The following is a 19,798-nucleotide window of genomic DNA, read 5'->3' as shown; positions in this document are numbered from 1 at the left end:
CCCCCTGCGGTCCTACGAGAAGGTCGCGGCCAGCGCCTCCGCCAGCCCGGGCACCAGGCCCCCGCCGGTGAGCACCTCGGTCGAGGAGTCCTTCTCGCGCAGGCGCACGGCCGACTCGCGCGAGCCGTCGCGCAGCACGGCCACCGTGAGGCGGACCTCCTGCCGCTCCGGGTGACCGGCGACCCACTTCGCCAGCTGCTTGTCGCTCAGCCCCTCCGGTACGGAGGCCTCCGCGGACGGCGGCAGCATCAGCCGCTCCACCGTCAGCGCGCAGCCGACGACGGCATCGGGCCAGGCGATGGTGCCCAGGAACTTGTCGAGGGGGGTCCCGGCCGGGACCTCGTCCTGCTCGATCGGGGTGAGGGAGGCCTTGCCGGCGTCGTCCTGGTCGAGGCCGAGCTGGCTCGCGAGCCGGGGCTCCTGCTTCTTCAGCCGGGCGGTGTCGACCAGGGCGAACAGCCGCGCGGGCTTGTCCCAGCCGAGGCCGGCCGCGTACTCGTCGATCTCGAGACAGGCGCGGGTGAGCGGGCCGGCCGCCATGGGGGTGCCGGGGGAAGGCGAAACGTTGGACATGGACAACATCCTGCCTCCTTTCCGCTCCATACCGGGAACTGACCGGGGCCTCAGTAAGTTGCATGAATGGGCTCTACGATCGGGGGTCCGTTCAATACCAGTACTCAGCGACTTTCGAGGTGCGCACCTTGGCTTTCCAGATGCCGGACCGCGGCGGAGGCCCGTCCGGGCCACGGATGAGAGTCGGCCGACCTTCCCGGCGGGCCCGCACTCTCCTCATGACCTTGGGCGTGCTGGCCGTCCTCGCCATGCTCTTCATCATGTTCGCGGGGTTCTGGACGGACTGGCTCTGGTTCCGCTCCGTGAAGTACTCCACCGTCTTCACCACCACCCTGTGGACGAAGATCGGCCTCTTCGCCGTGTTCGGGCTGCTGATGGCAGGCGCCGTCGGATTCAACATCTGGCTGGCCCACCGGCTGCGGCCGCCGCTCAGCGCCATGTCGATGGAACAGCAGAGCCTCGACCGCTACCGGATGAGCATCGCCCCTTACAAGAAGTGGCTGCTCCTCGGCATCGCCGTGCTCGTCGGGCTGATCGCGGGCGCCTCGGCGGCCGGTCAGTGGAAGACCTGGCTCATGTACGTGAACGGGGTGACCTTCGGAACGAAGGACCCCCAGTTCCACATGGACGTGTCCTTCTACACCTTCGACCTGCCCTGGTACCGCTTCCTGCTCGGCTTCGGCTTCGCCGCGGTCGTGCTGTCGGTGATCGCCGCGGCCGTCGTGCACTACCTCTACGGCGGACTGCGCGTGACCAGCCCGGGCGCCCGGGCCACGGCCGCCGCCACCGGGCACCTGTCGGTGCTGCTCGGCCTCTTCGTCACGCTCAAGGCGATCGCGTACTGGCTCGACCGGTACGGGCTCGCCGTGAAGTCCAGCGACTTCAAGGCCGCGGACAACTGGACGGGCCTGCGGTACGTCGACGCCAACGCCTACCTGCCGGCGAAGACGATCCTCGTCGCCATCGCCGCGATCTGCGCCGTGCTGTTCTTCGCGACGCTGTGGCGCCGCACCTGGCAGCTGCCGGTGATCGGCTTCGGCCTGATGGTGCTCTCGGCGATCCTGATCGGCGGGCTGTACCCGGCGATCGTGCAGAAGTTCCAGGTCCAGCCCAATGAGCAGGCCAAGGAATCGCCGTACGTCCAGAAGAACATCAAGGCCACGCGCGACGCCTACGGGATCGCCGGCTCCGAGGTCACGGACTACCCGGGATCCCCGCAGACGGCCGACCGGACCAAGCTGCGGACGCAGGCCGACACCACGGCCAGCATCCGGCTCCTGGACCCGAACATCGTCTCGCCCGCCTTCCAGCAGCTCCAGCAGGTCAAGGGCTACTACGCCTTCCCGTCCACGCTCGCCGTGGACCGGTACACCGGCCAGGACACGGTCATCGGGCTGCGCGAGCTGAACATCGGCGGCATCCCGAAGAACAACTGGATCAACGACCACTTCAAGTACACGCACGGCTACGGCGTGGTCGCGGCCAAGGGCACCACGGTCGGCGCCGAGGGGGCCCCGGACTTCACCCAGTCCGACCTGCCCTCCAAGGGGATGTTCGGCACGGACTTCGAGCAGCGCATCTACTACGGCGAGCAGACGAAGCAGTACTCGATCGTCGGCGGGCCGCAGAAGGAGCTCGACTACTCGGACGACAAGGGCGAGAAGGAGACGAGCTACAAGGGCGACTCCGGCGTCAGCCTCGACAACCCGGTCAACCGGGCCGCCTACGCGCTCTCCTTCAGCGAGCCGCAGATCCTCTACTCGGGCGCCATCGGCGACGGCTCGCGGATCCTCTACAACCGCACGCCCAAGCAGCGCGTCGAGGCGGTCGCCCCGTGGCTGACCATCGACGGCGCCCCGTACCCGGCCGTGATCGGCAAGCGGGTCGTGTGGATCGTCGACGCCTACACGACGACCAACGGGTACCCGTACGCCTCGCGCACCACGCTGGGCCAGAGCACCGCCGACTCGCTGACCAACAGCCAGCGCGCGGTGGTGGCCCAGGAGAACCAGGTCAACTACATCCGCAACTCGGTGAAGGCCACCGTCGACGCGTACGACGGCTCGGTCAACCTGTACCAGTGGGACACCGAGGACCCGGTCCTGAAGACCTGGATGAAGGCGTTCCCCGGCACGGTGAAGCCCAAGGCCGACATCGCCAAGCCGCTCATGGACCACCTCCGCTACCCGCAGGACCTCTTCAAGGTCCAGCGCGAGCTGCTGACCCGGTACCACGTCACGGACCCGCAGACCTTCCTCAGCGGCAGTGAGGCCTGGGCGGTCCCGGACGACCCGACGACCAAGGCCGGCACGGCGGTTCCGCCGTACTACCTGTCGATGAAGATGCCGGGCCAGAAGGAGAAGGACCAGGTCTTCTCGCTCACCACGACGTTCACGCCGAACGAGCGGCCGAACCTGAGCGCCTTCATGGCGGTCAACGCCGATCCCGGAACCCCGGACTACGGCAAGATCAGAATCCTGAAGATGCCGACCAGCAAGCCGCCGGACGGCCCGGGTCAGGTGCAGAGCAAGTTCCAGTCCGAGCCGAAGATCGCCGAGTCGATCCGCCTGCTGCGCGGTGGTGACTCGGAGATCGAGTACGGCAACCTGCTCGCGGTGCCGCTCGACGGCGGAATGCTCTACGTGGAGCCGGTCTACGTCCGCAGCTCCGGGCTGAAGTACCCGCTGCTGCGCAAGGTGCTGGTGACCTACGGCGGCCAGACGGCCTTCGAGGACACGCTGGAGAAGGCGCTGAACGTGGTCTTCGGGGCCGAGGCCCCGACCACACCGGTGCCCCCGGTCCAGCCTCCGGGCGAGGGCACAGTCAATCCCCCGGTCAGCCAGGACCCGACGGTCAAGGCGGCCCTCGCCGACGCGCAGAAGGCCATCGAGGACGCCGAGAAGGCCAGGCAGTCCGGCGACTGGGCGGCCTTCGGCAAGGCCCAGGACGAGATCAAGGCGGCGCTGAAGCGGGCGATCGACGCGGAGGCGAAGGCGACGCCGCCTCCGTCGGGCGCGGCGACTCCGCCCCCGTCGGGCGGCTGATCATCCGTGGGTAATGGCTCCGTCCCGTGTCGTGATACTGTGGTTTCACCGACGCGGGGTGGAGCAGCTCGGTAGCTCGCTGGGCTCATAACCCAGAGGTCGCAGGTTCAAATCCTGTCCCCGCTACTGAAGATGAAGGCCCGGATCCATGGGATCCGGGCCTTCGTCATGTCCGGGGCGGACACGCGTTAGCTGGGGCGGGTGAGTTGGGGTGGGAGCGTGTTTGACTTACCTCACTGTGGGCATGTCGACAAAACGCTGTAGTGACCTCACTGGCTGCGACATACCAGGTGTACGCGGGTAGCAGGTGATGCGACGATGGGATTTATGGGGGACAGGTCAACTCTGCTGGAGACAGGGCGGTTTGTGAGGGCGGAGACCGAATCGGGCGCAGAGGCCCAGGGGGCGGTTCCGGTAGCCGACGCGCAGACCGCGCTGACCGATGCGGATTTCGCGCAGGAACTGTTCGCCGAGACCGACGCGGCGAGCGACGCCGAGCTGGAGGCCCGGCACCGGGTGGCCGCTGACAAGGGCGACCCCGGCGCCATGAGCGTGCTCGGTGCGCTGCTGCTGCGCCGCGGTGACCTCGACGGGGCCGAGCCGTACCTGCGCGGGGCCACCGGCGAAGGGGACCGGGCCGCCGCGAACAACCTCGGCGTGCTCCTGCACCAGCGCGGCTACCCCGAAGAGGCCGCCGGCTGGTGGCGGGTCGCCGCCGTGGCCGGATCCGCGCCGGCCGCGCACGCCCTCGGCCGCCACTTCCGCGAGCGCGGGGACGAGCCCGCGGCCGAGTACTGGATGCGGCAGGCGGCGGAATCCGGCCATGCGCTGGGCGCGTACGGGCTGGCCGACCTGCTGGAGCACCGCGGGGACAAGGGCGTCGAGCGGTGGTTCCGCGCCGCCGCCGAACAGGGGCACCGCGAAGCCGCGTACCGGCTGGCGAGGCACCTGCGCAAGGGCGACCCCGCCGAGGCCGAGCAGTGGTACCGGCAGGCCGCCGCGCGCGGGCACCGGCGCGCCGCCCTGCACCTGGGCGCGCTGCTGGAGGCGCGCGGGGAGCTCAAGGAGGCCGGGCGCTGGTACCTGACCTCCGCCAAGCAGGGGGAGGCCCGCGCCGCGTGCGCGCTCGGCTTCCTGCTGCGCGACGCCGGGGACGAGGAGAGTGCGGCGACCTGGTGGCACCGTGCCGCCCAGGACGGCGACGGCAACGCCGCGAACGCGCTGGGCGCCCTGCACGCCGCGCGCGGGGAGACCCAGACCGCGGAGCGCTGGTACCGGACCGCCATGGACGCGGGCGACCAGAACGGGGCGTACAACCTTGCTCTGCTGTGCGCCGCACAGGACCGGACCGCGCAGGCCGAGCAGTGGTACCGGCGGGCGGCCTACGCGGGACACCGCGAGGCGGCCAACGCGCTGGCCATCATGCTGCTGCAGGTCGGGGACGCGGCGGGCGCGGAGCCGTGGTTCTCCAAGGCGGCCGAGGCGGGCAGCGTCGACGCGGCCTTCAACCTCGGGATCCTCTTCGCCAGCCGGGACGAGGACCGCACGGCGCTGAAGTGGTACGAGCGGGCCGCGTCGGCCGGACACACGGACGCGGCGCTGCAGGTCGGCATCGCGCTGGTCCGCGACGGCGAGGAGCGAGCGGCCGAGCGGCACCTGCGGTGCGCGGCGGGCGGCGGCAGCGCGGAGGCCGCCTTCCGGCTGGCCGCGCTGCTGGAGTCGCTGGCCCCGCCGCCGGAGCCGGTCGCGCTGGGCGAGCCGGTGGGCGGCGCCCCGCGCACCGAGAGCGAGGAGTGGTACGAGCGGGCCGCCGAGCTGGGGCACCGCCGGGCGCAGGTGCGGGTCGGCATGCTGGCCGCCGCCCGCGGTGACCTGGCGGTGGCGGCGCGGTGGTACCGGGAGGCGGCCGAGGCCGGGTCCCGCAACGGGGCCTTCAACCTGGGTCTGCTGCTCGCCCGCGAGGGGAGCGAGCCGGAGGCCGCACTGTGGTGGACGCGGGCGGCGGTGGCGGGCCATGGCCGTGCGGCGCTGCGGCTGGGGTTGCTGGCGGCCCGGCACGGGGACCTCGCGGAGGGGCAGAAGTGGTGCGTGCGGGCCATGGAGCTGGGGCCGGCGGAGGTTTCGGAGCGGGCGGCTCGGCTGCGGGACGCGCTCGCGGAGGAGCTCTCGGCCTGACCCTGGCCGGGGGCTCGGCTGTGTCTGTGGCTGAGGCGCCGCCTCCTGGGCTCCGCCCCGGACCCCGCCCCTCAAACGCAAACGGGGCCGGTTAACCGATTTGCATCTGCCGGGGGGCCTCACGTAACGTTGGGTTTACCGACGCGGGGTGGAGCAGCTCGGTAGCTCGCTGGGCTCATAACCCAGAGGTCGCAGGTTCAAATCCTGTCCCCGCTACTGAAGGCCCAGGGCCCGGATCCAATGGATCCGGGCCCTGAGTCGTTTCCGGGCGTGAAGCGGAAACGCGAAGCGGTACGCAGAAGGGCCCGGACCCCCGTGGGGTCCGGGCCCTTCCGGCGTTCTCCGGGGTCAGGCGGCCGCGCAGTTCGGGCAGACCCCGCGGTAGGTCACCTCGACCGCGGACACGACGAAGCCGAAGCGCTCCGTGTCCGGCAGGTCGGCCAGCGGGTTGCCCGCCGGATGGACGTCGCGGATCGCGCCGCACTGGGCGCAGACCAGGTGCTGGTGGGGCCGGTGGGCGTTCGGGTCGTACCGCTTGGCGCGTCGGTCCGTGGAGACCTCGAGGACCTCGCCGAGGGTGACGAGCTCGCCCAGCGTGTTGTAGACGGTCGCGCGCGAGATCTCGGGCAGTTTGGCCACGGCGCGCGCGTGCACCTCGTCGGCCGTCAGGTGCACGTGGTCACCGTCGAGCACCTCGGCCACGACACGCCGCTGCGCCGTCATGCGCCAGCCGCGTCCGCGGAGTCGTTCCAGCAGGTCACTCATGGGCACCAGCCTAACAGCGAGGGGACTCGGTGTAACTCCCGAACCAGTGCGGACTTGGATGCTTACTTGACTTAGACAAAGTCCATCGTAGGATCGGGTACGGCGAACGCCAAGGACAGGACATCCAGGAATGACGCAGGAGGCGCACGTGACGCAGGGACCGCTCACCACGGAGGCCGGGGCTCCGGTCGCCGACAACCAGAACAGCGAGACCGCCGGCGTCGGAGGCCCCGTTCTGGTCCAGGACCAGCTGCTGCTGGAGAAGCTCGCGCACTTCAACCGCGAGCGCATCCCGGAGCGCGTGGTGCACGCCCGCGGCGCCGGCGCCTACGGCACCTTCACGCTGACCCGCGACGTCTCGCAGTGGACCCGTGCCAAGTTCCTGTCCGAGGTCGGCAAGGAGACCGAGACCTTCCTGCGCTTCTCCACCGTCGCGGGCAACCTCGGCTCGGCCGACGCGGTGCGCGACCCCCGCGGCTGGGCGCTGAAGTTCTACACCGAAGAGGGCAACTACGACCTCGTCGGCAACAACACCCCGGTGTTCTTCATCAAGGACGCCATCAAGTTCCCCGACTTCATCCACACCCAGAAGCGCGACCCGTACACCGGCTCGCAGGAGGCGGACAACGTCTGGGACTTCTGGGGTCTGTCGCCCGAGTCGACCCACCAGGTGACCTGGCTGTTCGGCGACCGCGGCATCCCGGCGTCCTACCGCCACATGAACGGCTACGGCTCGCACACGTTCCAGTGGAACAACGAGGCCGGCGAGGTCTTCTGGGTCAAGTACCACTTCAAGACCGACCAGGGCATCAAGAACCTCACCCAGGCCGAGGCCAACCAGCTCGCCGGCGAGGACCCCGACTCCCACCAGCGCGACCTGCGCGAGTCCATCGAGCGCGGCGACTTCCCGACCTGGACCGTGCAGGTCCAGATCATGCCCGCGGCCGATGCGGCGGCCTACCGCTTCAACCCGTTCGACCTCACCAAGGTGTGGCCGCACGAGGACTACCCGCCGATCGAGATCGGCAAGCTGGAGCTCAACCGCAACCCGGAGAACGTCTTCGCCGAGGTCGAGCAGTCGATCTTCTCCCCGGCGCACTTCGTCCCCGGCATCGGTCCCTCCCCGGACAAGATGCTCCAGGGCCGCCTCTTCGGCTACGGCGACGCCCACCGCTACCGCGTCGGCATCAACGCCGACCACCTGCCGGTGAACCGCCCGCACGCCACCGAGGCGCGCACCAACTCCCGCGACGGCTACCTGTACGACGGCCGCCACAAGGGTGCGAAGAACTACGAGCCCAACAGCTTCGGCGGCCCGCACCAGACCGACCGCCCGCTGTGGCAGCCCATCGACGTGACCGGTGGCACCGGCAACCACGCCGCCGCCGTGCACAGCGAGGACAACGACTTCGTCCAGGCCGGCAACCTCTACCGCCTCTACTCGGAGGACGAGAAGGCCCGTCTGGTCGAGAACCTGTCCGGCTTCATCGCCAAGGTCTCGCGCGACGACATCGTCGAGCGCGCGATCAACAACTTCCGCCAGGCGGACGGCGACTTCGGCAAGCGGCTGGAGGCCGCGGTCCAGGCCCTTCGCGGCTGAAACGGATCGCTTGCCGTTGCGTGACGCCGGGCCGGAACCCTCCTCGGAGGGTTCCGGCCCGGCGCCGTTCGTGACGAGGTGCCCGCGCGCCCGATTGCCTACGCGGAGACCGTGCGCCGTGCCGGTACCCAGCAGCGGATGACGTCGCGCACGGACACGATGCCCACCGGGCCGCCGTTCTCCAGCACGATCAGGTGCCGGAAACCGCCGTGCGCCATCGCCTCGGCAGCCTCCTGCACGGTGGCGTCCGGAGTGCAGAAGACGACGTTGTTGGTGGTGTGCGCACCCACGGACTCCCGGTCGGGATCGTGGCCCGCGCCGATCGAGTTGAGGATGTCGCGCTCGGTCAGGATGCCGATTCCGCTGTGGTCGGGGTCGAGGACGACGGCCGCGCCGACGCGCCGGCCGGACATCAGGCAGGCCGCCTGCCGGAGGGTGTGTGCGGGTCCGAGGGTGAGGATCACGGTGCTCATTGCGTCACGGACGAGCATGAAGAGAGCCACCTCCTGGGGTGAGCCCCCCGCTTGGGCGGGTGTGCCGGTGAAGCCTTTAGAGAAAGGCTTCACAAGCGCACAAGCGTGGGGAGTCTCAGATTCCCACGGACACGGAGGGCCAGCAAGAAGGCGCGCAAAGGAGCGTGCCGGCGCACAAATGCCCTCAGGAGCGCGGAGTTTCAGGCGCGCGGGCGCAGCAGGCCGAGCATCTCCTCGTGGAGCAGCCCGTTCGAGGCCGCCGCGTTCCCGCCGTCCACACCGTCCACCCCGTCGAGGCTGGTGAACCGGCCGCCCGCCTCCTGGACGACGACCGCGATGGCGGCCATGTCCCAGAGGTTCAGCTCGGGCTCGGCGCACAGGTCCAGCGAGCCCTCCGCGACCATCATGTAGGGCCAGAAGTCCCCGTACCCACGGGTACGCCAGCACGCGCGGGTCAGGTCCAGGAACCCGGCGAGCCGGCCCTGCTCCTCCCAGCCGCTCAGCGAGGAGTACGCGAACGAGGCGTCGCCCAGTCCCGCCACCTTCGAGACGCCGATCGCGGTGGTCTCGCCGAGCGCGCCGCCCGCGTACGCCCCCTGCCCCTCGGCCGCCCACCAGCGGCGGCCCAGCGCCGGCGCGGACACCACGCCGACCACCGGCCGGAAGACGCCGTCGGCGCCCTCGGCCATCAGGGAGATCAGCGTCGCCCAGACGGGCACCCCGCGCACGTAGTTCTTCGTGCCGTCGATCGGGTCCACGACCCAGCGGCGCGGGCCGCCGCCCTGCAGGCCGTACTCCTCGCCCAGGATGGCGTCGCCGGGCCGCGCGGCCGCGATGCCCGCCCGGATGATCTCCTCGGCGGCCTGGTCCGCCTCGCTCACCGGGGTCATGTCCGGCTTCGTCTCGACCTTCAGGTCGAGGGCGCGGAACCGCTCCATCGTGGCGGCGTCCGCCGCGTCGGCGAGTTCGAGGGCAAGGCGCAGGTCATCGTCATACTCGGGCATGCCCGAACAGTATCGAGACTCCCGGACCCGGGCGAACGTCGTCCACAGTGCGGCCCCGACGCGCCCTTGACAGGATCTGTCGACCCGTCAACTCTGGCCGGAGAGCCGATCGGGGAGGCGAGGGATGCCGGCAGCCCGGGAGTCCTTACTGGAGGCGGCGGGAGCGGCGCTCTCCGCGCGCCCCTGGCCGTCCGTGCGCATGGTCGACGTGGCCGCGGCCGCCGGGGTGTCCCGGCAGACCCTCTACAACGAGTTCGGCGGCAAGGCGGGCCTGGGCAGCGCCTTGGTCCGGCGCGAGGCCGACCGGTACCTCGACGGTGTGGACCGGGCCCTGTCCGCCCCGGTGCAGGCCGCCGAACGGCTCGCCGCCGTCGCGGAGTGGACCGTACGCGCGGCCCGCGCACATCCCCTCGTACGGGCCCTGCTCACCGGCAGCTGGGACGCTGGCCTGCCCGCCGCGGGACGCCGGGCGCCCGGGCCCGGTGAGCTGGCCCGGGCCGTACGCGACCGGGCGGCCGCCGCGCTCACGCCGGGGGAGGGCCCGCAGCGGTGCGAGCTCGCCGTGCGCCTCGCCCTGTCCTACGTGGTCGCCCCGGGGGAGGAGCCGGGGGCGGCCGAACTGCTCGGGCTGCTCCGGCAGCTCAGTGCGCCGACCCGGACAGCTGGAGCCCGATGACCCCCAGGATGACCAGCGTGATCGAGACGAGCTTGAGGGTGGAGACCAGGTCGCCGAGGAAGACCATGCCGTAGATCGCGGTCCCGGCCGCGCCGATGCCCGTCCAGACCGCGTACGCCGGTCCCACGTCCAGCTTCTTGAGGGCCAGCGTCAGCAGACCGAAGCTGCCGAGCGCGAAGCACGCGAAGGCGACGGTCGGCCACAGCCGGGTGAATCCGTGGGAGAGCTTGAGGCAGACCGCGAAACCGGTCTCCAGGAGTCCCGCGACCACGACCAGCAGCCACGCCATGTCGAATGCCTCCCCGCGTCACATGACATCACGTCACTTGGTGGGATTATGCATTTATCCAGACCCGCCCCTCGACAAACACAGCAAACCCCGCCGGGCGGTCAGTCGCCTTCGCGACGCTCCCGCGTCTGCAGCAGCCGCCGCAGCGAATACAGCCGCGCCGGGTCCGCGTGTCCGTCCTCCACCCACGTGTCGAGCGCGCAGTCCGGCTCGTCGTGGCTGCACGCGCGCGGGCACCCCTCCGTCCCCGGCACCAGCTCCGGGAAGGCCAGGATCACCCGTGACGGGTCCACGTGGTGCAGGCCGAAGGAGCGCACGCCCGGGGTGTCGATGACCCAGCCGTCGCCGCCCGGCAGCGGCAGCGCGAGCGCCGAGGTGGTGGTGTGCCGGCCGCGGCCGGTCACCGAGTTGACCACTCCGGTGGCGCGCTGGCGGCCCTCGGCGACCAGCGAGTTCACCAGCGTGGTCTTGCCGACGCCCGAGTGGCCGACGAAGGCGGTGATCCGGCCGTTGAGGTGCTCGCGCACCCGGTCGGCCGCGTCGCCCGCCGCCAGCTCCTCTCGGTTGGTCACGACGTACTTCAGCCCGAAGGTCGAGTAGATCTCCAGGATCTTGTCCGCGGAGGTCAGATCGGACTTGGTGAGCACCAGCAGCGGCTCCAGCCCGGCGTCGTACGCCGCCACCAGGCAGCGGTCGATCATCCGGGGCCGCGGCTCCGGGTCGGCCAGCGCCGTGACGATGGCCAGCTGGTCGGCGTTGGCGACGACCACCCGCTCGTAGGGGTCGTCGTCGTCGGCCGTGCGCCGCAGGACGGACTTGCGCTCCTCGATCCGCACGATGCGGGCCAGGGTGTCCTTCTTGCCGGACAGGTCACCGACGATCCAGACCCTGTCGCCGACCACCGCCGCCTTGCGGCCGAGCTCGCGGGCCTTCATCGCGTGCACGGAACGGCCCTCGACCAGGCAGGTCAGCCGGCCGCGGTCGACGGTCAGGACGAAGCCCTCGGCCGCGTCCTCGTGCTTGGGCCGGATGCTCGTACGCGGCCGGTTGCCCTTGGGGTTCGGGCGCTGCCGGATGTCGTCCTCGTCGGTGTGCTTGCCGTACCTGCGCATGACGGGCCCTACGCTCCCGCACCCGCTCCGGGCGTACCGGAACCCCCTGCGTCCCCGGCGAGCATGTCCGTCCACATCTGCGGGAAGTCCGGCAGGGTCTTCGCGGTCGTCGCCACGTTCTCGATCTGTACGCCCTCCACCGCCAGGCCGATCACCGCGCCCGCGGTGGCCATCCGGTGGTCGTCGTACGTGTGGAACACGCCGCCGTGCATCCGGCGCGGCCGGATGCGCAGGCCGTCCTCGGTCTCGGTGACGTCGCCGCCGAGCGCGTTGATCTCCTTGGTCAGCGCGGCCAGCCGGTCCGTCTCGTGCAGCCGCAGGTGCGCGACCCCGCGCAGCACCGACTCGGAGTCGGCCAGGGCCGCCACCGCCGCGATGCCCGGGGTGAGCTCGCCGACCTCGCTCAGGTCCACGTCGATGCCGTGGATCTTGCCCGAGCCGGTGAACACCAGGCCCGCGTCGGTCAGCTCACAGGAGCCGCCCATCTCCGTGAAGATCCGGCGCAGCGCGTCACCGGGCTGGGTGGTGCGGCGCGGCCAGTCCGGGACGGTGACCGTGCCGCCGGTGATCAGGGCCGCGGCCAGGAAGGGCTGGGCGTTGGACAGGTCCGGCTCCACGACCATGTCGCGGCCGAGCAGGGCGCCGGGGGAGACCCGCCACACGTTCTTCTCGCCGCCGGCCTCGGGAGTGTCGACCTGGGCGCCCGCGGCGCGCAGCATCTCCACGGTCATCCGGATGTGCGGCATCGACGGCAGGGTGGCACCCACGTGCCGGACCTCGACGCCCTGGTTGAAGCGCGGGGCGGAGAGCAGCAGCGCGGAGACGAACTGCGAGGAGTTGCTGGCGTCGATCTCGACCGTGCCGCCCTCCAGGGCCCCGCCGCCCTGGACGGTCATGGGCAGCGCACCCCGGCCGTCGTCGTCGATCCGGGCGCCGAGCGTGCGCAGGGCGCTGATGACCTGGCCGAGCGGGCGTTCGTAGGAGCGCGGGTCGCCGTCGAAGCGGACGTCCCCGTCGGCGAGGGTGGCGACGGGCGGCAGGAAGCGCATGACGGTGCCGGCGTTGCCGACGTCCACGGTCGTCGGGCCGTGCAGGGCCGCCGGGATGATCCGCCAGGCCTCGCCGCCCACTGCGCCGTCGGTGGAACCGGCGGAGCTGGAGGAGACGGTCTCCTCGATGCCGACGCCCAGCGCGCGCAGCGCGTCGGACATCAGCTGGGAGTCGCGCGAGCGCAGCGGGCGGCGCACCCAGCCCGGCTCGGCGGCGAGCGCGGCGAGCACGAGGGCGCGGTTGGTGACCGATTTGGACCCCGGCACCGTGACGGTGGCGTGGACGGTCCCATCGGCGAGCGGAGCGGGCCAGAGGGCAGGGAGCGCGGGGGTCTCGGTCATGGCCCCCACTTTAGTGGCTTCCCCAGGCCCCAGATCTTGATCCGCGTCCGGTCTCACGGGGTGGTCACAGGGCGAGCAGCCAGCGGCCGCCGCCGACCAGCGAGCACAGCGCGACGACGTGGAAGAACATCAGCCACACCACCGGGTGCAGGTGGGTGAGGCGGCCCAGCTGGTCGGCGTCGGAATCCGGGGCTCCGCCATGCCTGCGCTTGGCCCCCAGCTCGAAGACCGGCCGGACCCCGCCGAGCAGCAGGAACCACACCACCAGGTAGGCGAAGGCGGCCTGCACCTCGGCCGGAGCCAGCCAGGACACCAGCAGGAAGGCCCCGCCCGTCAGCACCACGGTCAGCGCCCCGTACGCGTTCCGGATCATCACCAGCATCGCCACCAGCAGGACGGTGGCCGCCCACAGCAGCAGCGTGATCCGGTGCGCGGACAGCAGGGCCGCCCCGCCGAGCCCGAGCAGCGAGGGCGCCGTGTACCCGCCGGCGGCGGTCAGGATCATGCCGAGCCCGGTCGGCTTGCCCCGGCTGACGGTGACCCCGCTCGTGTCCGAGTGCAGCCGTATCCCGCTCAGGCGCCGCCCGGTCAGCAGCGCCAGCAGGCCGTGCCCGCCCTCGTGCGCGATGGTGATGGCGTTGCGCGAGAGCCGCCACAGCGGCCGGGGCCCCACGGCGGCCAGCGCGACCAGGCCGGTCACGATCACCAGCCACCGGTCGGGCGCGGCCTGTATGCCCGTGAGCCGGTCCCACAGACCGGCCGTCGTGCTGCTGTCCATAAGGTGGCGGACTCCTTGCGGTGGTGTACGGGTGGCATGGCAGTGTGACAGCCATGTGCGGACGGTATGCGGCGAGTCGTAAGCCCGAGGATCTCGTGGAGGCCTTCGGCATCGAGAAGTGGGAGCCCGAGGAGGCCCTGGCCCCCGATTTCAACGTGGCGCCGACGAAGGAGGTCCACGTGGTCCTCGACCGTCCCCTCAAAGACGCCTCGCACCCGCGTCCGGTTCGCCAGCTGCGCACCCTGAAATGGGGTCTGGTCCCCTCCTGGGCGCAGAACCCCGACGGCGCCGCCCGGATGATCAACGCCCGGTCCGAGACCCTGCACGAGAAGCCGTCCTTCCGCCGCCCCTTCGCGCAGCGCCGCTGCATCGTCCCCGCCGACGGCTACTACGAGTGGGTCACCGCCCACGACGAGCGGCAGCTGGAGGTGGAGGGGAAGAAGAAGAGGGCCCGCAAGCAGCCCTACTTCGTGCTCCCCTCCGACGGCTCCGTCTTCGCCATGGCCGGGATATACGAGTTCTGGCGCGACCGGACCCTGCCCGACGAGCACCCGCTGGCCTGGTGGGTCACCTGCTCGGTGATCACCACCGAGGCCGAGACGACGCCCCTGGGCGTGCCCCCGGCCGAAGGACCGCGCTCGCTGTCCGAGATCCACCCGCGCATGCCGCTGATGCTGACCCCGGACCGCTGGGACGCCTGGCTGGACCCCGCGAACACCGACACCGAGGGCTCCCTGAGGGAGCTGCTGACGCCGCCGCCGGGCGGGCTGATGCGGGCCTACCCGGTGTCCACCGCCGTGAGCAACGTGCGCAACAACGGGCCGGAGCTGCTGGAAGAGCTGGCCGCGCCGGAGGAGGCGACCCTCTTCTAGCCCCCGCCCCGGGCAGGATGGGGCGCATGACCACGCGTACCGAGAGCGTAGACACCCCGGCGGGCGAGGCCCGCATCACCTGGCACACCGCCCGCGCGGCGAAGCTCGTGCTCGCCGTCAGCCACGGCGCCGGCGGCGGCATCGAGGCCCGCGACCTCCAGGCGCTGGCCGTCGCCCTGCCCGCCCGCGGCATCACGGTCGCGCTGGTCGAACAGCCCTGGCGGGTCGCCGGGAAGAAGGTCGCCGCCGCGCCCAAGGTGCTGGACGAGGGATGGCGCGCGCTGTGGCCGGCGCTCGCGAAGCCCGGACTGCCGGTGGTCGCGGGCGGCCGCAGCGCCGGGGCCCGGGTGGCCTGCCGGACCGCCGCCGAGCTCGGCGCCGCCGGCGTGCTGGCGCTGGCCTTCCCGCTGCACCCGCCGGGCCGGCCCGAGAAGTCCCGGGCCGCGGAGCTCACCGGGGCCGGCCGGCCCACGCTCGTGGTCCAGGGCGCCAGGGACCCCTTCGGGCGCCCCGGGGAGTTCCCCGAGGGAGAGCACGCGCTGGTGGAGATCCCGTACGGCGATCACGGTTTCGCCGTCCCGAAGAAGGCGGACCTCACCCAGGACGAGGCCCTCGGGAAGATCACCGCGGCGGTCGCCGCATGGCTCCTGGAGCTCCCGGCCGGGACGTAGCGGGAGCGGGGAGGAAGCGGAAGGCCCGAAAACCCGGCCGGTACGCGGGAATGCGCCGCCCGGCCCTTCTGTTGTCTCGGATGTCGGTACGTACGGGAACTTGTCGGAGGAGAGGGAGCGCATGACCCAGGTCATCAGTCAGAACCGTCGGCAGGCCGCTGACCTGGACTGGACTGTTCTTCCTGCCCCCAAGCGCAGCACGCTTCGGGCGGCGGAGGGCCGGGAAGGTCGACTATTCTCCGATTCGAGCGGGTCCGCTTTCGGAGCCGCCACGCAGTCGGAGGAGGTGGGTCCTGTCGCTGGGACCGACGAAGGCCACGCGGAGGAGACGACCCCGGAGCGCAATGCGCGCTTCGAGCGGGACGCCCTCGGCTACCTCGACCAGATGTACTCGGCCGCGCTGCGCATGACGCGCAACCCGGCCGACGCCGAGGACCTGGTCCAGGAGACGTACGCGAAGGCATACGCGTCCTTCCACCAGTTCCGCGAGGGCACCAACCTGAAGGCGTGGCTGTACCGCATCCTGACCAACACGTTCATCAACTCCTACCGCAAGAAGCAGCGCGAGCCCCAGCGCAGCGCCGCGGAGGAGATCGAGGACTGGCAGCTGGCGCGCGCCGAGTCGCACATGTCGACGGGACTGCGCTCCGCCGAGTCGCAGGCGCTCGACCACCTGCCCGATTCGGACGTGAAGGAAGCGCTCCAGGCCATCCCCGAGGAGTTCCGCATCGCGGTCTACCTTGCCGACGTAGAGGGCTTTGCGTACAAGGAGATCGCGGACATCATGGGTACACCCATCGGTACGGTCATGTCGCGACTGCACCGTGGCCGCCGTCAACTCCGCGGAATGCTGGAGGACTATGCCCGCGAGCGCGGGCTGGTTCCCGCGGGCGCGGGAGATGCGAACGACCGGAAAGGCTCGGGCTCATGAGTTGCGGAGAGCCGCACGAGACAGAGTGCTCTGAGGTCCTGGACCACCTGTACGAGTTCCTCGACCATGAGATGCCCGACAGCGACTGCACGAAGTTCGAGACCCACTTCGGCGAGTGCAATCCCTGTCTGGAGAAGTACGGCCTGGAGCAGGCCGTGAAGAAGCTGGTCAAGCGCTGCTGCGGGTCGGACGACGTGCCGACCGACCTGCGGTCGAAGGTGATGGGCCGGATCGAGCTGATCCGGTCGGGGCAGGCCGTGCCCGATCACGACGTCACCGCCGACGTCACCGCCGAGAACCCGGCCCCCGGCTGACCTGATCGGCGCAGCACGGAACAACCGCCCCCGGAAGAGCATTTCGTTCACCCGAATGTGCTAATCCGGGGGCGTCCACATGGCGCAATACGAAAATGTGGCCCACCCCGCGCGGGGCCCCACCTATTCTCCCCATTCGGTACCGGTGCGACGCGGTACCCGGCTTGAACGGCCCAGGGGAGGAGGGTGTCATGCGGGCACTTCCGCCGATGGCGCGCGGATACGTCCTGGGCGCCGTCCTCGCGGCCGCGGCGTGCGTCGCCCCCGCCCTCACGGATTCCGGTACGCCCTGGGCGGCCGTCGTCCTGCTCGCCCTGCTCTACCTCGCCTGTGAACTCGTGAAGGTCTGCCGGCTGCTGGGCAGCCGGGTGCCCGAGGGCATCGGCTCCTTCTTCCCCGTGGTGCTCGCCGCCGTCTTCCTCCTGCCGCCCGCCGCCGCCGCGCTCGTGGCGCTGCCCGGCGGATTCGCGGGGGCCGTCGCCGAGCGGCCCGCCCGGGTGCGCCGGGTGTGGCACGGCGCGCAGCAGGCCATCGCCGCCTGGGCCGCCGGCCGGGCGTACGGGCTGCTGCGCGGTCCGGACGCCCTCGGCGGAGGCCCTTCCGCGGGGTCCGGTCCCCCCGGGTGGGTGGCGGACTTCCCCTACGTGATGTTTCCCGCAGCGGCCGCGGCCGCCGTCTTCTGCCTGGTGCTCACCGCCCTCGACGGCGGCATCCTGGCCACCGCCGAACGCCGCCCCGCCGCCACCGCCTGGAGCGGACTGCTCACCCTCTCCCTCGCCCCGCACTGCGTCCACGGCCTCGCCGGACTGATGATGGCCGTCATGTGGCGCAGCCCGTACGGGCTCCCGGCCGCGCTGCTCGTCCTGCTGCCGATGTACATCTCCTGCTGGGTCTTCGCCCAGTACCACCGCGAGCGCGCCGCCCACCGAGCCACCATCCGCGCCCTCGTCCAGGCCGTCGACATCAAGGACCGCTACACCCGCGGCCACAGCGAACGGGTCGGCCAGGCCTCCGCGATGATCGCCCGCGAGCTGGGCATGGCCGACGACCGGATGGAAGTCGTCCGGATCGCCGGGATCCTCCACGACGTGGGCAAACTGGGCGTCCCCACCCGGCTGCTGCGCAAGGACGGGCCGCTCACCCCGGAGGAACGCCGGATCATCGAGCTGCACCCCGAGTACGGGCACGAGATGGTGCGCGGCATCGGCTTCCTCGGCGAGGCCCGGTCCGCGATCCTGCACCACCACGAACGGGTCGACGGCTCCGGCTACCCGTACGGGCTGACCGGCGAGCAGATCCCGGTACTGGCCCGGGTGGTGGCGGTGGCCGACGCCTTCGACGCGATGACCTCGACCCGCTCCTACAGCCGGGCCCGGCCGGTGCCGGTGGCCCTGGCCGAGCTGGACCGGTGTGCCGGGGCCCAGTTCGACCCGGCGATGGTGCGGGCCCTGACCGGGGCCATCGGCCGGCACGGCTGGCACCCGGTGGTCACCTCGGACGAGGACCTCCAGGTGATCAGAGCCGGCGCTCCCACCGGGGCCGCGGGTACCGGGGCGCCGCCTCCGCCGGCCCTGCCGGGTCTGCCGGCGCAGGGCTCCGGTCCTGCCGACGAGACGGCCGGGCCCCCCGGGAGCGCCCGCACGGCCGGGTCCCCCGCGAGGGCGGCCCTGGGCGTCCTTCCCGCGCAGGAGGCGACGCCCGCCGGCGCGGACGGCCCCGGGAAGGCGGCTCCGCCCGCCGCCGGGACGCCCCCGGCCGCGCGGCCCGGCCGCGACGCGGACGGTGCCGGGGCGGGCGGATGAGGGCCGCGGCCGTGTGGACGGTGCGGGGGGCCGCGGCCGTGCTCACCGTCGTCGCCCTCGGGCACACCCTGTGGAACGGAGTCGTCGAGCCCGGTGCGGCCCTGGCCTTCGGCGCGCTGATCGCCGTCGGCGAGCTCGCCCGCCGGGACCGGCAGGACGGCTCCGTCGACCGGCTGCCCGCACCCCTCGGCTCCGCCGGCGCCCTCGCCTACGCCCTGCTCGGCCAGAACGCCGGCCAGCCCACCCGGCACGGGGTCCTCCAGATCGTCGCGGTCGTCGTCGCGGCGGCCCTCGCCGGGATCGTCCCGCACATCGCCCGGGGCCGCGGCCCGGCCCTCGACCACCTGTCCCGCCGGGTGCTCACCGCCGGATTCGCCGCCGTCTGTTTCCAGCCGCTCTACAACTCCGGCCGGCTGGAGGAGCGGGTGGGCCAGGGCCCGTACCTCGTCGTCTTCCTGCTCGGCCTCCTCGGCCTCACCGCCCTGTGCGACGCCGTCCTCGCCGCCGCGCTGGCCGGGGCCCGCACCGGCTGGCCGTACGGACCGCTGCTGCGCGACGAGCTGCGCGCCCAGCTCGGGATCGGCGCGGCGATCTGCGCCACCGGGGTCGTGATGGCGCTCGGCGCGGCCGTGGCGGGCCTGTGGGCCATACCGGTCTTCAGCGTGCCACTGCTGCTGACCCAGCTGTCCTTCCACCGGATCACCGCGATCCGCACCACCTACCGCCAGACCATCACCTCCCTGGCCCGCGCCACCGAGATCGCCGGCTGCACCCGGCCGGGCCACGCCCGCCGGGTCGCCGCCCTGAGCTGCGCCGTCGGCCGGGAGCTGGGCCTGTCGGAGCGGGAGCTCACGGTGCTGGAATACGCCGCTCTGATGCACGACATCGGCCAGCTCTCCCTCGTCGACCCGGTCCCGGACGGGGCCACGGCCGGGCTGCCCGCCGCCGAGGCCCGCCGGATCGCCGGGCTCGGCGGGGAGGTGGCCCGGCAGACCGGGGTGCCCGCCGAGGTCGCCGTGGTGGTGGAGCGGCAGGCGGAGCCGTACCGGCAGCAGCCCGTCTTGGCCCGCATCGTGCGCACCGTGAACGCGTACGAGGACCTCACCGGCGCCGCCGGCGGGAGCCGTCACCCGGGCGGCTCACTGGCCGCCCTGGAACAGCTCCGCCTGGGCACCGGGCACGATTACCAGCCGGAGGTCGTGGAGTGTCTTGCGAGGGTTCTGGCCAGGGGTGGACGTGACAGAGTTGTTCCTGTCCGACCGGGGTAACCCATGGGTAATGAGCGGCCGTCCGAGTGGGCATGGTTGGATGCCAGTAAGAGTGTCCGC

General features: G+C 71.9%; 18 protein-coding genes and 2 tRNA genes. 12 read left to right on the top strand and 8 right to left on the bottom strand.

What is annotated here, in order from left to right; translation table 11 throughout:
* Positions 1-12 precede the first annotated feature (12 nt).
* The gene (locus ACIPYQ_RS21330) at positions 13-582 is read right to left on the bottom strand and encodes a PPA1309 family protein (RefSeq protein WP_361752989.1); all 570 of its coding nucleotides are present in this window, start codon (positions 580-582) and stop codon (positions 13-15) included.
* Positions 583-713: 131 nt separating this feature from the next.
* Here ACIPYQ_RS21330 and ACIPYQ_RS21325 point away from each other — a divergent pair, with 131 nt between their 5' ends.
* The 4 genes from ACIPYQ_RS21325 (at position 714) to ACIPYQ_RS21310 (ending at position 6,008) form a co-directional block, all read left to right on the top strand.
* Positions 714-3,617, top strand: coding sequence for a UPF0182 family protein (locus tag ACIPYQ_RS21325; protein WP_361753238.1), 2,904 nt, complete (start codon positions 714-716; stop codon positions 3,615-3,617).
* A 52-nt stretch (positions 3,618-3,669) separates the two neighbouring features.
* A tRNA-Met gene (locus tag ACIPYQ_RS21320) sits at positions 3,670-3,743 on the top strand.
* 192 nt (positions 3,744-3,935) lie between these two features.
* The gene (locus ACIPYQ_RS21315; protein ID WP_362232793.1) at positions 3,936-5,792 is read left to right on the top strand and encodes a tetratricopeptide repeat protein; all 1,857 of its coding nucleotides are present in this window, start codon (positions 3,936-3,938) and stop codon (positions 5,790-5,792) included.
* Positions 5,793-5,934: 142 nt separating this feature from the next.
* A tRNA-Met gene (locus tag ACIPYQ_RS21310) sits at positions 5,935-6,008 on the top strand.
* Positions 6,009-6,140: 132 nt separating this feature from the next.
* Here ACIPYQ_RS21310 and ACIPYQ_RS21305 read toward each other — a convergent pair.
* On the bottom strand, positions 6,141-6,557 hold the full coding sequence (locus ACIPYQ_RS21305) for a Fur family transcriptional regulator (protein ID WP_031144892.1): 417 nt from the start codon (positions 6,555-6,557) through the stop codon (positions 6,141-6,143).
* Positions 6,558-6,687: 130 nt separating this feature from the next.
* Here ACIPYQ_RS21305 and ACIPYQ_RS21300 point away from each other — a divergent pair, with 130 nt between their 5' ends.
* Complete coding sequence (locus tag ACIPYQ_RS21300) at positions 6,688-8,157, top strand: catalase (protein WP_361752993.1); 1,470 nt, start codon at positions 6,688-6,690, stop codon at positions 8,155-8,157.
* Between the two features lie 98 nt (positions 8,158-8,255).
* Here ACIPYQ_RS21300 and ACIPYQ_RS21295 read toward each other — a convergent pair whose 3' ends face one another.
* Both ACIPYQ_RS21295 and hisN read right to left on the bottom strand, forming a co-directional pair.
* Complete coding sequence (locus tag ACIPYQ_RS21295) at positions 8,256-8,648, bottom strand: CBS domain-containing protein (RefSeq protein ID WP_362238381.1); 393 nt, start codon at positions 8,646-8,648, stop codon at positions 8,256-8,258.
* Between the two features lie 182 nt (positions 8,649-8,830).
* On the bottom strand, positions 8,831-9,634 hold the full coding sequence (gene hisN / locus ACIPYQ_RS21290) for a histidinol-phosphatase (protein WP_401253295.1): 804 nt from the start codon (positions 9,632-9,634) through the stop codon (positions 8,831-8,833).
* A gap of 124 nt (positions 9,635-9,758) precedes the next feature.
* On the opposite strand from hisN, the gene ACIPYQ_RS21285 reads away from it, so the two are divergent.
* Positions 9,759-10,310, top strand: coding sequence for a TetR/AcrR family transcriptional regulator (locus tag ACIPYQ_RS21285; RefSeq protein ID WP_361752999.1), 552 nt, complete (start codon positions 9,759-9,761; stop codon positions 10,308-10,310).
* Here the strand turns inward: ACIPYQ_RS21285 and ACIPYQ_RS21280 are convergent.
* The 4 genes from ACIPYQ_RS21280 to ACIPYQ_RS21265 form a co-directional block, all read right to left on the bottom strand.
* The gene (locus ACIPYQ_RS21280; RefSeq protein WP_030658800.1) at positions 10,276-10,599 is read right to left on the bottom strand and encodes a multidrug efflux SMR transporter; all 324 of its coding nucleotides are present in this window, start codon (positions 10,597-10,599) and stop codon (positions 10,276-10,278) included. The genes ACIPYQ_RS21285 and ACIPYQ_RS21280 overlap by 35 nt on opposite strands.
* 101 nt (positions 10,600-10,700) lie before the next feature.
* Positions 10,701-11,711 carry a ribosome small subunit-dependent GTPase A gene (gene rsgA, locus ACIPYQ_RS21275; protein WP_401253290.1) on the bottom strand — a complete coding sequence of 337 codons (1,011 nt, stop codon included), beginning with the start codon at positions 11,709-11,711 and terminating at the stop codon, positions 10,701-10,703.
* An 8-nt stretch (positions 11,712-11,719) separates the two neighbouring features.
* Positions 11,720-13,102, bottom strand: a complete 1,383-nt coding sequence (gene aroA, locus ACIPYQ_RS21270) for a 3-phosphoshikimate 1-carboxyvinyltransferase (RefSeq protein ID WP_401253287.1) — start codon at positions 13,100-13,102, stop codon at positions 11,720-11,722.
* A gap of 64 nt (positions 13,103-13,166) precedes the next feature.
* Positions 13,167-13,880, bottom strand: a complete 714-nt coding sequence (locus tag ACIPYQ_RS21265) for a M50 family metallopeptidase (RefSeq protein WP_361753005.1) — start codon at positions 13,878-13,880, stop codon at positions 13,167-13,169.
* Positions 13,881-13,933: 53 nt separating this feature from the next.
* On the opposite strand from ACIPYQ_RS21265, the gene ACIPYQ_RS21260 reads away from it, so the two are divergent.
* From ACIPYQ_RS21260 to ACIPYQ_RS21235, 6 genes are all read left to right on the top strand, one after another.
* Positions 13,934-14,752 (top strand): SOS response-associated peptidase, encoded by an 819-nt coding sequence (locus ACIPYQ_RS21260; protein WP_401253284.1) that lies wholly within the window; start codon positions 13,934-13,936, stop codon positions 14,750-14,752.
* 26 nt (positions 14,753-14,778) lie between these two features.
* Positions 14,779-15,423, top strand: coding sequence for an alpha/beta family hydrolase (locus tag ACIPYQ_RS21255; protein ID WP_401253281.1), 645 nt, complete (start codon positions 14,779-14,781; stop codon positions 15,421-15,423).
* Between the two features lie 286 nt (positions 15,424-15,709).
* Positions 15,710-16,354: a sigma-70 family RNA polymerase sigma factor gene (locus ACIPYQ_RS21250; protein WP_361753240.1), complete on the top strand. Its 645-nt coding sequence runs from the start codon at positions 15,710-15,712 to the stop codon at positions 16,352-16,354.
* A complete protein-coding gene (rsrA, locus tag ACIPYQ_RS21245) occupies positions 16,351-16,668 on the top strand; it encodes a mycothiol system anti-sigma-R factor (protein ID WP_361753011.1) in 318 nt (105 codons plus the stop codon). Before ACIPYQ_RS21250 ends, rsrA begins: the two co-directional genes overlap by 4 nt.
* Before the next feature lie 191 nt (positions 16,669-16,859).
* Positions 16,860-18,470, top strand: coding sequence for an HD-GYP domain-containing protein (locus ACIPYQ_RS21240; RefSeq protein WP_401253277.1), 1,611 nt, complete (start codon positions 16,860-16,862; stop codon positions 18,468-18,470).
* Complete coding sequence (locus ACIPYQ_RS21235; protein WP_401253274.1) at positions 18,467-19,738, top strand: HD-GYP domain-containing protein; 1,272 nt, start codon at positions 18,467-18,469, stop codon at positions 19,736-19,738. Before ACIPYQ_RS21240 ends, ACIPYQ_RS21235 begins: the two co-directional genes overlap by 4 nt.
* Positions 19,739-19,798 lie beyond the last annotated feature (60 nt).

The organism is Streptomyces sp. NPDC090045 (assembly GCF_044747975.1).
Lineage (GTDB): Bacteria > Actinomycetota > Actinomycetes > Streptomycetales > Streptomycetaceae > Streptomyces.
The sequence above is the reverse complement of the archived record's forward strand: the minus strand, read 5'-3'. Positions and strand labels throughout refer to the sequence as shown.

Excerpts from the sequence above, each read along its gene's own strand:
- ACIPYQ_RS21260 (WP_401253284.1), top strand. The coding sequence starts at position 13,934 with ATGTGCGGACGGTATGCGGCGAGTCGTAAGCCCGAGGATCTCGTGGAG.
- ACIPYQ_RS21235 (WP_401253274.1), top strand. The coding sequence starts at position 18,467 with ATGAGGGCCGCGGCCGTGTGGACGGTGCGGGGGGCCGCGGCCGTGCTC.
- aroA (WP_401253287.1), bottom strand. The coding sequence starts at position 13,102 with ATGACCGAGACCCCCGCGCTCCCTGCCCTCTGGCCCGCTCCGCTCGCC.
- hisN (WP_401253295.1), bottom strand. The coding sequence starts at position 9,634 with ATGCCCGAGTATGACGATGACCTGCGCCTTGCCCTCGAACTCGCCGAC.
- ACIPYQ_RS21280 (WP_030658800.1), bottom strand. The coding sequence starts at position 10,599 with ATGGCGTGGCTGCTGGTCGTGGTCGCGGGACTCCTGGAGACCGGTTTC.
- ACIPYQ_RS21255 (WP_401253281.1), top strand. The coding sequence starts at position 14,779 with ATGACCACGCGTACCGAGAGCGTAGACACCCCGGCGGGCGAGGCCCGC.
- ACIPYQ_RS21295 (WP_362238381.1), bottom strand. The coding sequence starts at position 8,648 with ATGCTCGTCCGTGACGCAATGAGCACCGTGATCCTCACCCTCGGACCC.
- ACIPYQ_RS21265 (WP_361753005.1), bottom strand. The coding sequence starts at position 13,880 with ATGGACAGCAGCACGACGGCCGGTCTGTGGGACCGGCTCACGGGCATA.
- ACIPYQ_RS21285 (WP_361752999.1), top strand. The coding sequence starts at position 9,759 with ATGCCGGCAGCCCGGGAGTCCTTACTGGAGGCGGCGGGAGCGGCGCTC.
- ACIPYQ_RS21325 (WP_361753238.1), top strand. The coding sequence starts at position 714 with ATGCCGGACCGCGGCGGAGGCCCGTCCGGGCCACGGATGAGAGTCGGC.
- rsrA (WP_361753011.1), top strand. The coding sequence starts at position 16,351 with ATGAGTTGCGGAGAGCCGCACGAGACAGAGTGCTCTGAGGTCCTGGAC.
- rsgA (WP_401253290.1), bottom strand. The coding sequence starts at position 11,711 with ATGCGCAGGTACGGCAAGCACACCGACGAGGACGACATCCGGCAGCGC.
- ACIPYQ_RS21315 (WP_362232793.1), top strand. The coding sequence starts at position 3,936 with ATGGGATTTATGGGGGACAGGTCAACTCTGCTGGAGACAGGGCGGTTT.
- ACIPYQ_RS21300 (WP_361752993.1), top strand. The coding sequence starts at position 6,688 with ATGACGCAGGAGGCGCACGTGACGCAGGGACCGCTCACCACGGAGGCC.
- ACIPYQ_RS21240 (WP_401253277.1), top strand. The coding sequence starts at position 16,860 with ATGCGGGCACTTCCGCCGATGGCGCGCGGATACGTCCTGGGCGCCGTC.
- ACIPYQ_RS21330 (WP_361752989.1), bottom strand. The coding sequence starts at position 582 with ATGTTGTCCATGTCCAACGTTTCGCCTTCCCCCGGCACCCCCATGGCG.
- ACIPYQ_RS21305 (WP_031144892.1), bottom strand. The coding sequence starts at position 6,557 with ATGAGTGACCTGCTGGAACGACTCCGCGGACGCGGCTGGCGCATGACG.